This is a genomic window from Paenibacillus oryzisoli, assembly GCF_050467285.1.
Classification (GTDB): Bacteria; Bacillota; Bacilli; order Paenibacillales; family NBRC-103111; genus Paenibacillus_E; species Paenibacillus_E oryzisoli_A.
In genome coordinates this window covers 543,956-557,667 of sequence record NZ_JBCMUN010000006.1, presented here as the reverse complement: position 1 = coordinate 557,667, position 13,712 = coordinate 543,956, and the positions used below count along the sequence as shown (strand labels likewise).

The following is a 13,712-nucleotide window of genomic DNA, read 5'->3' as shown; positions in this document are numbered from 1 at the left end:
TCCTCGTATCAAAATGGAGATAACGCCGGCATAGCCAGCGTTAGTTAGGTAGATTAACTTTTTAACCGATTAACCAGCGTCTCATATTCCGGACTTTTCATGAAATTCTCAATCGAAATATGTTCAGCCTTCGGTGCCTGATTGCGCGCCCGGTCTGTCAACGATTTGTGGGTAACGACGATATCGGCGTCGTCCGGAATTTCACTGATCGCGGTATTGATGACGGTGACGTCGACGGCGGCTTCCTTCATTTTCTTTCTTAGAATGGAAGCGCCCATCGCGCTCGATCCCATACCTGCGTCACAGGAGAACACGATTTTGCGCACGTCAGCTGCCGCTTTCAGCGGAGTTTCAACCGCGACAGCTGTAGCGGAGGCTGCGGCTGTGCTCGGCTTCTGTTTCATTTCCTTCATTTTCGCTTGAGCTTGCTCCAAGCTATCTTCGTCATCCGCTTGTTTGCCTGTTTTCAGTAAGAGGGCTGCAACAACGAAAGAAACGATTGTCGCGGTAATGACACCGGTGAAGATAGAGAGAAGACCGCCTTTTGGCGCCATTGCGATATAAGCGAAAATACTTCCCGGCGATGGCGGAGCCACCAGACCTGCACCGAACAAGCTGAACGTGAACGTGCCTGTCACGCCGCCGGCAATAACCGCCAAGATTAAACGCGGGTTCATGAGAATATACGGGAAGTAAATTTCATGAATACCGCCGAAGAAGTGAATGATCGCCGCGCCAGGAGCCGACAATTTCGCGGCACCTCGGCCGACGAGCCAGTAGGCCAGCAGAACGCCTAGCCCTGGACCCGGGTTGGACTCCAACATGAACAGAATCGATTTGCCTGTCTTGGACGCTTGCTCGAGCGCAATCGGACTCAGCACGCCATGGTTGATGGCATTGTTGAGGAACAGCACCTTGCCCGGTTCGATCAACACATTCGCAAGAGGAAGCAGCCCTGCATCTACAAGCACTTGAACGCCGGAAGCCAGCAGCTTGCTGACGACTTGCACCGCCGGGCCGACGACGGCGTAGGCGAGAACCGCCAAGATCCCGCCGATAATGCCTGAGGAGAAATTGTTAACGAGCATTTCGAAACCGGATTTGATTTTGCCTTCAATCGATCTATCGAACTGCTTCAGTACCCACGCTGCGAACGGTCCGACGATCATCGCTCCGAGGAACATGGGAATGTCCGTACCGATGACAACGCCCATGGTCGTCACCGCGCCGATGACGCCGCCCCGCGTCCCGTGTACCATCGTTCCGCCTGTGTATCCGATCAGGAGAGGCAGCAGGTAAGTGATCATGGGTCCGACAAGCTTCGCTAAATATTCGCTTGGAATCCAGCCAGTCGGAATAAATAAAGCTGTAATGAGCCCCCATGCAATAAACGCTCCGATATTCGGCATGACCATTCCGCTCAAAAAGCGACCGAAACGTTGCACCTTCACACGGACTCCATCCGTCGAAGCTTGTTGCTTTGCAGCTAGTGTGTCCATATAGGATAACCTCCTTGTATCTCTTTCATGTTCCTATCGTAATGCAAAAGCGCTTTCATGATCAATCAAATCAAAATCCCTTTTCGTCATGAATGATGTTGACAACATTTTGGTTGGGTGTCGTTCTTAGTGTCAGCTTGGCCGCGCCATGTCAATGAGATTTAGTATTTTCCGTAATGCCGGAAATCATAAAAAAAATCGTCAAGGCATCGATTACCCTGACGATTTCTTTTTTTCTTAAAATGGAATTAAACTCGGAATTACGATTTGCTGGTCCCTGGCTTCGCCAACGCCGCCGTTTAACCGCTGAATCAATAACTCGCCGATTGCCTCGCCCAATGCCTGCGGCTGCTGCTTGATGGCTGAAAGCCTGTGTGTGAATAAGGAAGAGAATTCAAGATCCCCGAACGACACAACCTCGAGGGCGTCCAGAGGAACACCAAGCTCCTGCAAGCCCAGATAAATCCCGAAGGTCATCTCGTTATTGGCGGAGAATACAGCGGTCGGCGGCTTCTCCAATTGGTAAAAATGCCGGATCGCCGCGATTCCCGATTCACGCGTGTAGTCGCCTTCGTAGAGCAAATCCGGCGCGATGGCGATTCCCGCCTCCTCGAGCCCGATCAGTGCTCCCTCTCTTCGTTCATGCGCCGTACTGATCGTTTGTGGTCCGTTCACAAGCCCAATCCGCTCATGATGCTTGTCCACTAAATAGGCGATTGCACACTTGGCTGCAGATCGATTGTCCTCTGATACGGTATCGAGCGCGAGGTCCGGAAACCGCCGGTCGAGCAGAATGACATGGGTGCCTGAATCGCTGATGGACTGAATTTGCTCAAGATTCCCCCCTGTGCTGGCGAGAATGAGCGCCTCAATTCTTTTTTCAAGCAGAAACTGGAGCGCTTCGCTCTCTTTCTCCGGATTCTCCTCCGTATCCATGAACAGTAAATGATACCCCTCTTGGAAGCAGCGATGTTGGATCGTACGGGAGATCCTCATAAAATACGGGTTGGCCATATCCGGCAGCACAATGCCGACGCTTCGCGACTTCTCCTGCTTCAAGCTTCTGGCAATCGCATTCGGCTGATAGTTAAATTTACGGATGACTTCTTGAACGTGGTGTTTGACCTCAGGGCTCACATAGCCGGAACTGTTCAATACACGTGAAATCGTCGCCGTAGATACGCCGGCTTCCCGCGCGATATCTTTAATTGTCATTTTGCTCAAACGGGTCCCATCCTTTTGAGCGGAACCGTTAGCCGATCCGCTATGTTAACGTTACCACAATTGTAGACCGCGGCCTTCCGGCTCGTCAACCTGTGAGCAAACTGAAAAGCCGCGGCTCTCTCGATGTAGATGGCCGCAGCTTTTTGGATTAGTAATCGAAGCACGTTTTTAAGTCATTTGGGTTGAAGCCCAGAATATCAGGCAGCGGCAGCCGCTGGGAGACCGGAAGGATGATCGGGTGGTCCTTGTGCGGCTCCGTCTGATACCAATAGGCCGTGCTGGCATAGTCGTCGCTGCGGTTATTGTTATGACCGTGCTCAATGGTGACACGAATGGACTTGTCAAACATGACCGGGTCTTCGATATGGAAGCGGTACGCCGAAATTTTGCCGGACCAGTTCGGTCCTCCGCCCAGAATAATGCCGTGATATGGTGTACACTGCTCCTGCTGCGGACACCAGGCCGTATTGAAGTAGTCCTCCATCCCCGTTCCGTGAAGCGAAGGTGGCCATGGCTCGCCGTCAATGAAAATCATGTCATCCCCTTCTCCGTACCAGTTCCACTCCCGCGTCATCCGCAGGTTGTGAATGTTCAGGTTGCAGCCGACATAATGGCCCTTGCCGACTGCATCCAGCAGCACATAGTTGCCGTCGCCGGTCGTATTTTTACCGCCGAATTCATATAGCGCATTCGACACGTTGTCATCGATGCCGTCGGTCAGCTCTCGGCGCCAAATGGCGTGAAAGCGGAGCTCGCTGTCGATCGGGAAATCATACTGCTCGTAATCGACGTAGTAGTAAAACTTGATCGGCTGATCCGCTTCGGACGTGATCTCGATACGGGCATGGCTGCCAAACGGCATTGGGAAGAAGCAGTTAAGCGCTCTTCCGTCTTCAGGGCTCATCGCCAGCGGAGCGGAACTGTAATTTTTCGTAATACCGTGTCCCATCCCGAAAAAGTCGCCAATCGGCGCCTGAACGCTTGGATTTTCTTCCCCATCCCAATACATGTTCAGTACGACTTTGCGGTGCAGATACGTTTCAACGGCCGCATCGTCCAGCGGCGCCATCGTCATCCAAATATGCGTAATACAGCCGGAGCCAGCTACGTCGAAGATGTTAATGGTGTCCCCCGGATACAACTTTGCGTAATCGCGGTTGCCCCCCGTCGTGTCGTAGCTCGACGCCCGTTTGCGCTTTCCTTGACGTGTGCGGTATAAATCTCTTAACGATGAACCTAACATAACGAATCAGCTCCTAGATGTATTGGATTGAACCAGCAAACGGAAACCTTATTTGATCCCGGTCATTTTAATGCCTTCCACCAAATATTTCTGCATGATAAAAAAGAGCAGGAACGTTGGCAATGCCGCGATGACCGCAGCGGCAAGCACAATATTCCACGGCGTCACATAGCCGCCGCCAACCAGATTCGCCAGTTGGACCTGAATGACCCACATCGTTTCCTTCTGTGTAATAATGAGCGGCCAGATATACGAATTCCAGTTAGCCAGAAAGAAGCCGATCGTCAGCGGCGCAATAATCGGCATCGACAGCGGCAGCGCGATACGGAAAAACGTCCCTGCTTGAGAAAGCCCTTCTATATAGGCTGCCTCTTCCAGTTCCTTTGGAAATTCCCGATAAAACTGGCGGAACAGGAATATGCCATAAGCGTTAAAAATGGCAGGAATAATCAACCCGGCAAAAGAATTGGTCATGCCCAAATTTTTGGTAATGAGATAAAGCGGCAGCATGATGACGGCAAACGGAATCATTAAGGTGCTGAGCATCCAGGCGAAAATCAGTTTTTTACCGGGAAATTGAAAGCGGGCAAGCGCATACCCGGACATCGCATGGAACAGCATCGCCACAACGGTGACTGTCGTCGACACGATGAACGAATTTAGAATGGACCTAAGCAAATGCGAGGACTTTACGGCTTCTACAAAGTTGCCGACGGCGAATTCCGTCGGAAGCAGCGAAATCGTAAACACCGTCGTTTCCGAGCGGAACGAACTGATGATCAGCATGTAGATGGGAAAAATCATGGCAGCTCCGATAAGGATCGAAACCGAAGGCAACATATACCGGTTCATTATTCTCATAGCAGCACCGCCTAATCTTTTGAAGAGAAGAATTTTAACTGAATCATGGAAAACACGAACACGATAAGAAACAGGACGAAGGCAAGCGCTGAAGAGTACCCCATATTGAGCATTTGGAACGCTTCCTTGTAGATGTAGAGCACGCTGACCTCGGTTGAATCCATCGGTCCGCCTTTGGTCATCACGATGATATGATCGAAGATTTGAAAAGAAGCGATCGTCGTGACGATGAGAATAAACGTATTCGTCTCGCGCAGCAGCGGAAAGGTCAGATAGCGAAAGCTTTGAAAGCGTGTTGCGCCGTCCATATGCGCAGCTTCGAAATAGTCCGCCGGTATTTCTTTCATTGCGGATAAGAAAATCGTCATGTTATAGCCGACATTGATCCATAGCAGCGTCAGGATGACACAATAAATCGCCTGCGTCGGAGAACCTAGAAATTGCTGAGTCCCGATTCCGACTGCCGCAAGCAATTGATTCGCCAGCCCGTTGCGCGGATCAAGCAGAAACATCGCAATGATGGCCGAGATGACCGAGGTCACGGCAAACGGCAGGAGAAACATAGTGCGCACGACACCAACCTCTTTGCCTCGCAGCCTGTTCACGAGCAGTGCGGAGAGCATCGAAAGGCAAAATAACAACGGAACGTACACGACACTAAAAAGCAGCGTGCGTGTAACTGAGTGCCACCACCCGTCATCCGATAGCAGTGTCACATAGTTCTGAAAGCCGACGTACACCTTCGGCGATAACGCGTTCCAATCATGCAAGCTGACATAGAACGCATATAAAATCGGTACAAAAACGAAGATCATCAGCCCCGCGATATTGGGCAGCAGAAAGCTGTAAGCCGTCGCCCATTCTCGGAGCATGCGGGCATTGCTGCGTCTTGGCGTCACTCCTTACCCCTCCTCGGATACAAGGGGAGCCGCCCAGCCATTTTCGGAGCAAGCGGCCCCACCCAGATTCCTGTTACTTCTGTTTGCTTAGAATATCCGTAATTTTGGCATCTACCGTTTTGGCTGCTTCTGCGCCGGACATTTTGCCGTACATGACGTACTGCATCGCGTCGCCTACAGCATCCACCACTTCAGACGGATAACGAGGCTCCGGAATCGCGGAGTTGTAGATTTCTTCCGTGAACACTTTACGCAAGCCCTTGCTGTAAATGTCTTTCCCTTTGTCCACAACGGATTTGCGCGGGGAGTAAGCAAATTTCACTTCCGTGCCCCATTTCAGCGCGTGCGTCAGATCGGAGGAGCCGAACGCCCACATCACGAATTTGGCCGCTTCGGCAGCATGCTTGCTTTGGCCGTTAACGGCCATTTTCCAGCCGCCCGCATCCGTCGCCGCTTTGCCGCCGGCCGGTGTCGGAATCGGCGCCAGGCCGATCGGCACATCTTTATATTTTTCCTCAATGCGGTTGATTGCCCACGTGCCGACAATTTGCATCGCTGCGGTTTTATTCCCTAAGTTGTCGATCTCCCAAGGACCGAGCTGAAGCTTCTTCGGCGATAAGCCGTCTTTAAAGAAACTTCCCCAGAAATCAAGGGCTTTTGCCGTCTCTGGCGTATTGAAGGTGGATTTGGTTCCGTCTGCGTTCAGCACGTTGCCCCCTTGCTGCCACAGGAACGGGTACCAGATGAAGTTGAAGTAAGGTCCTTTATCGGGAGGAATGATGAGGCCTGCTACCTTGTCGGTCGTCAGCTTTTTGGCTGCTGCATAAAGCTCATCCCATGTTTTCGGCACGGCGACGCCAGCTTTATCCAGCATTTCTTTATTGTAATAAAGGCCAAGTGTTTCAAGCTCGAACGGCAGCGCCATAATTTTGCCGTTATAGGTAACGGCATCGAGTGAGGCAGGGAGGAAATCTTCTTTCACACCAGCCGGGAAATCGCCAGTCAAATCCTTCATGAGGCCGGACTTGGCAAATTTCATGAAGTCGCCGGGGCTGATCATGTAAATGTCCGGACCGTCTCCGCTCGCGAAGCCGGTCGGCAGTTTCGTTGTTGTGTAAGAAGCTTGGTCATACGTGGAGTACTCGATTTGAACTTGATCCTGCGATTTGTTATATTCATCCACCAAATCTTTGAAAAATTTGCTCTCCGCTTCCGTGTGCATATCCCAGAATGCCAGCTTTACTTTGTCCTTCTTCGCTGCGCTGGTGTCCTTCGGCGCCGCTGTGCTTGCCGGCGCTGTGCTGCCGGCAGGCTGTGTGCTCGCTGTCGAGCTCGTGGTCGAGGAGCTGCAGCCCAATTGAAGCGCGAGCATGGAGCTGATCGTTGCAGCTCCGACTACTTTCCAAGTTCGTTTCATTCGTTGTATCCCCTTTCATTTCGTCTACACCTTGAGTATAAACGGGGGGACCAACACCACATAACGAGAAATAATTTAGCTGGGGGGACTATTTTTGGATGACAGAGACGAACTGGTCGATTCGATCCTGCATCGTTTGAACCACCTCTTTGCCGCTCTGTCCGCTATAGAGTAAGCTCTGCAACGATTGTGTGAAAATCCGGTTAATCTCCTCGGGATACTGCGGCTCCATGCGCTCCGTGCCGAAAATGTCATTCGTGAACACCGCACGCAGGCCCTTGCGGTAATAGTCTTTGCCCGCTTCCATCACGGATTTACGCGGAGAATACGCGAACTTCACGTCGCTGCACCATTTGAGCGGAATACTCGTATCGCCGGAGAACGCCCACATGACGAACTTCGCCGCCTCGCTGGCATATTCGCTGTTCGGATTGACCGCGATTTTCCAGCCTCCTGCGATGGTCAGGCGCTTATCGCCGTCTGGCGTCGGCAGCGGAACGACGCCGATCGGTTGATCCGCGTACTGTGTCTCCAGCATGCGCAGATTCCACGTTCCGCTGATCTGCATGGCGGTCTCGCCGTTCGTCAAGATGCCGATATCCGTCGCCGGGCGTGAAGGCTGCATATTGATTAACCCCATCTCGACCATGCTGCGGAAAAAGTTGTACATGTCGGTGCCCTTCAGCCCTGTCTCGTCCTTTAATCCGGCATGCTTGCCGTCCGGCGTAAGCAAATCCGCCCCGGTCTGCCATAGAAAAGGAAGCCACGAAAAATTCTGATAGACACCGCCGAACGTTTCGATCGTCAGTCCGCTGACCCGCGATGTTTTCAGCTTTCTCGCTGCTTCCAGCATCTCATTCCACGTGCGAGGAGGAGCAAGATGCTGCTTGTCGAACAGCGCTTTGTTATAAAATAACCCCATTAGCTCCGTCTCAATCGGGACGGCATAAATGTTGTTGTACATCGAAACCGAATCCAGCGCCGGCTGGTAGAAGTCTTCCTTGATTTCCGGCGTAAAATAGCTGTTGAGCGGCATGAGCATGTTAATATCCGCAAGCCGCTTAATCATCGGGGACGAGACGAAGAAAATATCCGGACCTGTCCCCGAAGCAAACGAAGCGAGGAGCCGCTCCCCGGTAAAATAATCATCGCTGGACACGTACTCCACTTTAATTTCGGTATCCGGATGCAGCTGTTGATACTGCTTGGCCAGCTCCTGCCAAAACTCAAATTCCTTGGACGTATGAAACGACCACAGCCGCAGCACCTTCTTCGGCGCATTGAGCTCACTTCCTGCCTGGGCAGGCATGCGAAACAGCTTGTCCAGCTCCGGCGCACTCGCTTCCTTGCCAGGGTCGCAGGCTGCCAGCATACTGATTAGCAGCAGGCAGCCCGTCAGCTTTGCGGCGAATGCGGACCGCTGTAGAAATCCCATTTTCATCCTAGTCCTCCTTCCGGAAAAAGAACTGCCGGTATTCCGCGGGGGTCACACCCATTCTTTTCTTGAAAAGTCTAGAGAAATACTTAACTTCCTGGTAACCCACCAGTTGAGCAATCTCATAGAGTCGCAGCTGCGCATCCATCATCAATGTCTTCGCCTTCTCCATCCGCACGGACGTGACATATTCGACAAAAGAGCAGCCTGTTTCCATTTTAAAATACGAACAAAAATAGCTGGCATTCATATGCACATGCCGTGCCGTATCTTCCAGTGAAATGTCTTTCGCATAGTTGCCCTGAATAAAGTCAACTGCTCTCTCAATCGTCTGATTGTGCTTCTGAGTTCGCTTCCACTCCATGGACACGATGCAGGCTTCCATCAGGCTATGCATGAAATCCACATACTCTTCCAGCGTGAAAGAGCGATCAAACAAGTCAATGGGGCGCGTTAAATGGGTAAGCACAAGCTCATAGATTTTGAGTTCATAGGCCAGACGAATCACGGAAGAAACGAGCTGTAAGCAAAATCGCCGGAATAAGCGGAAGGAGACATTTCTTTGCTTGGCTGTTTCTATAAACGTCTGAAGAATACAAGCAGCACGCTCTAACTGTCCCCCGCGAATTTCCTTCATTAGCTCCGTTTCCAGCTCAATCGGATAGCCGACTTCGATGATGTCTTCCAATTTCAATTCATCATACTCCCCGACCGTCCCGCAGCCGTAAAAGCATTTGTTTTGCAGTGCAACGCCCGCATGCTGCACGAGATAGGGCAGCGCAGCATAATGGTCGGATGCCTCGCTGATGCCGATGGACGTCGAAATGCGCAGCCACATCTTCACTTCCTCGATACATCGCTTGGCCAGCTGTCGGCTTTCCGTCTCATTCATCGTGAGAAGATACAGCTGCGCGCCATTTGCAAATAGAAAATGAGCGTCCGCCTTCATTTTATCGGTGACATCCTGGACAATATTGCGAACCGCAAACAGCACCAATTGGCGATCGCCCCATTGATCCTCGTTGATCAGCTCATCGATCTCATCCACTTCGATCACAAAGATCCGGAACTGCGCCGCTCCGGTTGCAAACATCGCGCTCAACTGCGCCGGCAGCTCCTTCTCCTCCTGCAGTCCCAGCAGCCAATCCTTCCACAGCTTGGAATAGTTCGGCATGCCTGAACTGCTGCGCGAATCGATAGGCTTGAGCTGCCTTTCTTTCTTCACGCGTCCAAGCACACTCTCAATATCCTCCGGCTTTAGCGGCTTCAGCAAATAATCAAAAGCACCGTATTTAACCGCCGTTTGCGCATATTCAAAATAGCCATAACCTGATAAAATCACAACATGCACGGGATATTCCTTGAGATGGCTTAGCAAATCAAGTCCGTTCATCTGCGGCATGCGAATATCGGTAATGACGAGATCCGGCAGCTCTTTTTTGACAGCTTCAAGCGCTTCATACCCGTTTCTGGCCTCGCCAACCACAGACCATTCGGCATCCAGCTTTGGAATTAAGCTTGTGAGCCCTCGTCGAACACGAGGTTCGTCATCGACCACGATTACCTTGTACATATGGTTCTCCCCCATGATTTTTTAACAAATATAAGGCAGGACGACGGTAACCGTAGTACCTTCGCCGTAAACCGAATAGATCGTCGTTCCATAGCTCGGTCCATATTCCATTTTAAGCCGCTCATCGAGATTATAGATCCCAATCCCATGGCTGCGCCGCTCTTTGATTTGCTTCAGCTTATCCGCTTGAATGCCACCGCCGTTGTCTTCGATGGTAACCATCAGCTTCCGATCTTCCTCGTCCCCGGTCAGCTGAACCGTAATTCGAATGACACCGCCCTTCTGGGTATCTTCCATCCCGTGAATGATCGAGTTCTCCAAATACGGCTGAAACAGCAATCTCGGCACTTTCAACTGCACATTCTCAATCTGAACCTCAAAAATCACTTCAAATTTATCTTCGAATCTCATTTCCTGCAAATACGCATAGTTTCTTGCCCATTTCAACTCTTCCTCCATCGTGACCAGATGCTCGCCGGGCTTGATGGCATATCGCATAATGTCGCTTAACGAGGTGATCATCCTGCTGATCCGATCCTGCTCGTTCTCAATCGCAATCCAGTTGATGGCGTCGAGCGAGTTGTACACGAAATGCGGGTTGATCTGCGCTTGAAGCGCTCTGACCTCCGCTTCTTTTTCTTTATGCGAAATCATTCTGACTTCCTTAATCAGCTCATTAATTCTACCGCGCATACTGAAAAATGCGGCCTGCAGCATGCTCATCTCATCCGAGGATTGCGCCCCTGGCATCGGCTCGAAATTGTCTCGATCGATTTGCTTCATCGCCAGCGCCATCTGCCGAATCGGCCTCGTAATATAATTCGATGTAAGCGCCGCCAAAAGGATGAACAACGCTGCGAAGGCGACAACTGTCGCGCCGAGAAAGCCTTTGAGGTCCTTCGTCTGCGCATTCAAATCGGCTTGCGGAACAAAAGAGAAATAATACCAGCCGTTATAGGCCGACCGAAGAAAGGTGCCCCGGTAGGTCGTACCGTTAATGGTTTCGATAAACCGCCCTTCATTTTGCTGATCCAATTGCTGAAAGAACGGATAATTGGCCAATTGAATGCCGTAAGCTTCTGAATTCCGGTTCCAGATCAAGTTGCCTTGATGGTCGGTAATAAAGAGGACGCTGTTCGGGCTTACTTGTACAGAGCTGATGATTTTGTCCAAAGCTTCGATTTTGATATTCGCAATCAGGGTGCCCAGCGGCTGCAAAGCATCATACACGTCCTTGACCTGCATGCCAAGCGCAAAATAATGGGACGTCTTGGAATTGTATTGGTTAGGCGGAAGCTCATACGTCGGCAGCCAAACCGGACGCCCTGTGCCCAGCGAAATCATCTGCTCCCACATGGGGTGATTTTTATAAATGTCCGAAAAAAAATTAGGCCCTTTAAAGTCCCCGAAATACGTCGTTTTCAGCGTAAACAAATAAACGGAATCCAGCTCATCTTTCCCTCTTAAAAAGTCGCGCAGAAAGCGATTGACGGCATCGTCGCTCGGAGGGATCGGCCCGCTGGATTGTAACAGGGACGACTCTCTAATCTGTTTGATGACCGCTTCCTGCTCATAAATATCGTTTAATTGGGATTCGTAGCTCTTCAGCAGCTGACTGACGTTCTGATTGACGAGCGTGAGCACCTGCAGCCCCTCTTTGTCCGTCCGCTGCGATACGAGGTCCGTCGAGCTCTGGTAGAACAGGAGGCCAAACAGCATAAGCGGCGACAAAATAAACACCACGAGCGTAATCATGAGCTGTGTCCGAAGCTTCCACGTTTTAAGGAACGATGCGCGCATGGCTTTGACTCCAATCCAGTTGAACGAAAAAGTGCTTATACCTGATCGGTAAAAGCACTAGCCCGCTGCCTATTTATTTCTGATTCGTCTCAATTGTTTCATGACAGAATTAGCGCCTTTGCCGAACAGATCATGCAAGCTTCGATATTGTTCATATAAGTCCTCGTAAACGTCAACGTTCTCCGGAATCGGCCGCACCGTCTCCTCTTTTACTCTGGCCATATGCACAGCCGCCTCTTGAATGGAGCTATACCCGCCTGTTTCGCGACCGGCAACGACAGCGGCAAACATGGCGGCGCCAATCGCAGGGCTCAGTTCCGTATCCGACAGGGTAATCTCCATGTTGTTCACGTCCGCGTAGATTTGCATGAGCAGCTTGTTGCGATTCGGCAAACCACCGCAAGCGTACAGTTCATTCACTTCCAACCCCCCATTGCGGAAGGCCTCGACAATCGTACGCGTGCCGAACGCCGTCGCTTCGAGCAGCGCGCGATACATCTCTTCCGGTTTCGTGGCGAGCGTCATGCCCAGCATCAATCCCGACAGATCTGCATCCATCAATGGGGAGCGGTTGCCGTTGAGCCAGTCCAGCGCCATCAGCCCGCTTTCCCCTGGCTTCAGCTGTGATGCCTTCTGCTCCAGAAGCTCATGGACGGTGACGCCTTTCTCTTGCGCTTCTGTCAACACATATGCAGGGACGGATTCGTCCACAAACCAGGCGAAAATATCGCCCACCGCCGATTGCCCCGCTTCGTAGCCGAATAAGCCCGGAATGATGCCGTCCTCCACAACGCCGCAGATGCCCTGGGCGGCGCGCTCCTCTTCGGCAAGCAGCAAATGGCAGGTCGATGTGCCCATCACCATCACCATCTTGCCCGGTGACACAACGCCGACCGCAGGCACAGCGGCGTGCGCGTCAATATTGCCGACGGCGACGGCTATGCCAGGGCGGAGATTCATCTGCTCCGCCATAGCCGGTAGCAGTCCGCCGGCTCTGCTTCCAAGCGGAGAAACCTCGCCCCGCAGCTTGGATTCGTACAAATCTTCAAAGGCCGGATCCAACTGCCGCAGAAAATCGCGGGACGGGTAACCGTCCGCTTTGTGCCAATTGGATTTATACCCTGCGGTACAGCTGTTGCGCTTCAGCTCGCCGGTCATCTGCGCGACGATCCAGTCCGCCGCCTCCACGAATAGATCTGCCTCGCGATATACCTCTGGATCCTCCTTCAAGATTTGCAGGCTTTTGGCCAGCATCCACTCGGAGGACAGCTTGCCGCCGTAACGCGACAGCCACTTCTCTCCGCGCGACTGCGCGAGTTCGTTAATCGCCGTCGCTTCTTTCTGAGCTGCATGATGCTTCCACAGCTTGAGCCAGGCGTGCGGACGGTCCTTCCAGTCGTCCTTGAAGCAAAGCGGCTCAAACTGCTGATCAACAGGCAGCATGGTGCAAGCTGTGAAATCGATGCCGATGCCGATGATGTGAGACGGATCGACCCCGGACGTCCGGATCACCGCCGGAACGGCCGTGCGCAGCACCTCCAAATAATCCGCCGGATGCTGCAAAGCCCATTCCGGCTTCAGCTTCATGCCGCTGGAGGGAAGAAACTCATCGATGACGCCGTGGCGATAAGGCATCACATGAACGGCTTCTTCATGTCCGTTACGGATATTAACGAGTACGGCGCGCCCTGATTGCGTACCGTAGTCGACCCCGATTGTATATAAGCTATTCGCTGCTGTCATAGATGACGCTCCCTTCAA

General features: G+C 51.9%; 10 protein-coding genes. All 10 read right to left on the bottom strand.

The annotated features are described in order from the left end of the window. Positions 1–53 precede the first annotated feature (53 nt). The gene (locus ABE504_RS11275; protein ID WP_430088161.1) at positions 54–1,499 is read right to left on the bottom strand and encodes a PTS mannitol transporter subunit IICB; all 1,446 of its coding nucleotides are present in this window, start codon (positions 1,497–1,499) and stop codon (positions 54–56) included. Between the two features lie 237 nt (positions 1,500–1,736). Then, positions 1,737–2,714, bottom strand: a complete 978-nt coding sequence (locus ABE504_RS11270; protein WP_430088691.1) for a LacI family DNA-binding transcriptional regulator — start codon at positions 2,712–2,714, stop codon at positions 1,737–1,739. A 157-nt stretch (positions 2,715–2,871) separates the two neighbouring features. Further along, positions 2,872–3,966 (bottom strand): glycoside hydrolase family 172 protein, encoded by a 1,095-nt coding sequence (locus ABE504_RS11265; RefSeq protein WP_430088159.1) that lies wholly within the window; start codon positions 3,964–3,966, stop codon positions 2,872–2,874. Positions 3,967–4,014: 48 nt separating this feature from the next. Beyond that, complete coding sequence (locus ABE504_RS11260) at positions 4,015–4,827, bottom strand: carbohydrate ABC transporter permease (RefSeq protein WP_430088157.1); 813 nt, start codon at positions 4,825–4,827, stop codon at positions 4,015–4,017. A gap of 11 nt (positions 4,828–4,838) precedes the next feature. Beyond that, on the bottom strand, positions 4,839–5,726 hold the full coding sequence (locus tag ABE504_RS11255; RefSeq protein WP_430088155.1) for a carbohydrate ABC transporter permease: 888 nt from the start codon (positions 5,724–5,726) through the stop codon (positions 4,839–4,841). 73 nt (positions 5,727–5,799) lie between these two features. Then, a complete protein-coding gene (locus tag ABE504_RS11250; RefSeq protein WP_430088153.1) occupies positions 5,800–7,143 on the bottom strand; it encodes an ABC transporter substrate-binding protein in 1,344 nt (447 codons plus the stop codon). A gap of 88 nt (positions 7,144–7,231) precedes the next feature. Next, positions 7,232–8,584 (bottom strand): ABC transporter substrate-binding protein, encoded by a 1,353-nt coding sequence (locus tag ABE504_RS11245; RefSeq protein ID WP_430088151.1) that lies wholly within the window; start codon positions 8,582–8,584, stop codon positions 7,232–7,234. A gap of 1 nt (position 8,585) precedes the next feature. After that, positions 8,586–10,151 carry a response regulator transcription factor gene (locus ABE504_RS11240; protein WP_430088149.1) on the bottom strand — a complete coding sequence of 522 codons (1,566 nt, stop codon included), beginning with the start codon at positions 10,149–10,151 and terminating at the stop codon, positions 8,586–8,588. Between the two features lie 21 nt (positions 10,152–10,172). Further along, on the bottom strand, positions 10,173–11,951 hold the full coding sequence (locus ABE504_RS11235; protein ID WP_430088147.1) for a cache domain-containing sensor histidine kinase: 1,779 nt from the start codon (positions 11,949–11,951) through the stop codon (positions 10,173–10,175). A 69-nt stretch (positions 11,952–12,020) separates the two neighbouring features. Beyond that, positions 12,021–13,694 (bottom strand): ribulokinase, encoded by a 1,674-nt coding sequence (locus ABE504_RS11230; protein ID WP_430088146.1) that lies wholly within the window; start codon positions 13,692–13,694, stop codon positions 12,021–12,023. Between the last annotated feature and the right edge of the window lie 18 nt (positions 13,695–13,712).

Excerpts from the sequence above, each read along its gene's own strand:
- ABE504_RS11275 (WP_430088161.1), bottom strand. The coding sequence starts at position 1,499 with ATGGACACACTAGCTGCAAAGCAACAAGCTTCGACGGATGGAGTCCGT.
- ABE504_RS11270 (WP_430088691.1), bottom strand. The coding sequence starts at position 2,714 with ATGACAATTAAAGATATCGCGCGGGAAGCCGGCGTATCTACGGCGACG.
- ABE504_RS11265 (WP_430088159.1), bottom strand. The coding sequence starts at position 3,966 with ATGTTAGGTTCATCGTTAAGAGATTTATACCGCACACGTCAAGGAAAG.
- ABE504_RS11260 (WP_430088157.1), bottom strand. The coding sequence starts at position 4,827 with ATGAGAATAATGAACCGGTATATGTTGCCTTCGGTTTCGATCCTTATC.
- ABE504_RS11250 (WP_430088153.1), bottom strand. The coding sequence starts at position 7,143 with ATGAAACGAACTTGGAAAGTAGTCGGAGCTGCAACGATCAGCTCCATG.
- ABE504_RS11245 (WP_430088151.1), bottom strand. The coding sequence starts at position 8,584 with ATGAAAATGGGATTTCTACAGCGGTCCGCATTCGCCGCAAAGCTGACG.
- ABE504_RS11240 (WP_430088149.1), bottom strand. The coding sequence starts at position 10,151 with ATGTACAAGGTAATCGTGGTCGATGACGAACCTCGTGTTCGACGAGGG.
- ABE504_RS11235 (WP_430088147.1), bottom strand. The coding sequence starts at position 11,951 with ATGCGCGCATCGTTCCTTAAAACGTGGAAGCTTCGGACACAGCTCATG.
- ABE504_RS11230 (WP_430088146.1), bottom strand. The coding sequence starts at position 13,694 with ATGACAGCAGCGAATAGCTTATATACAATCGGGGTCGACTACGGTACG.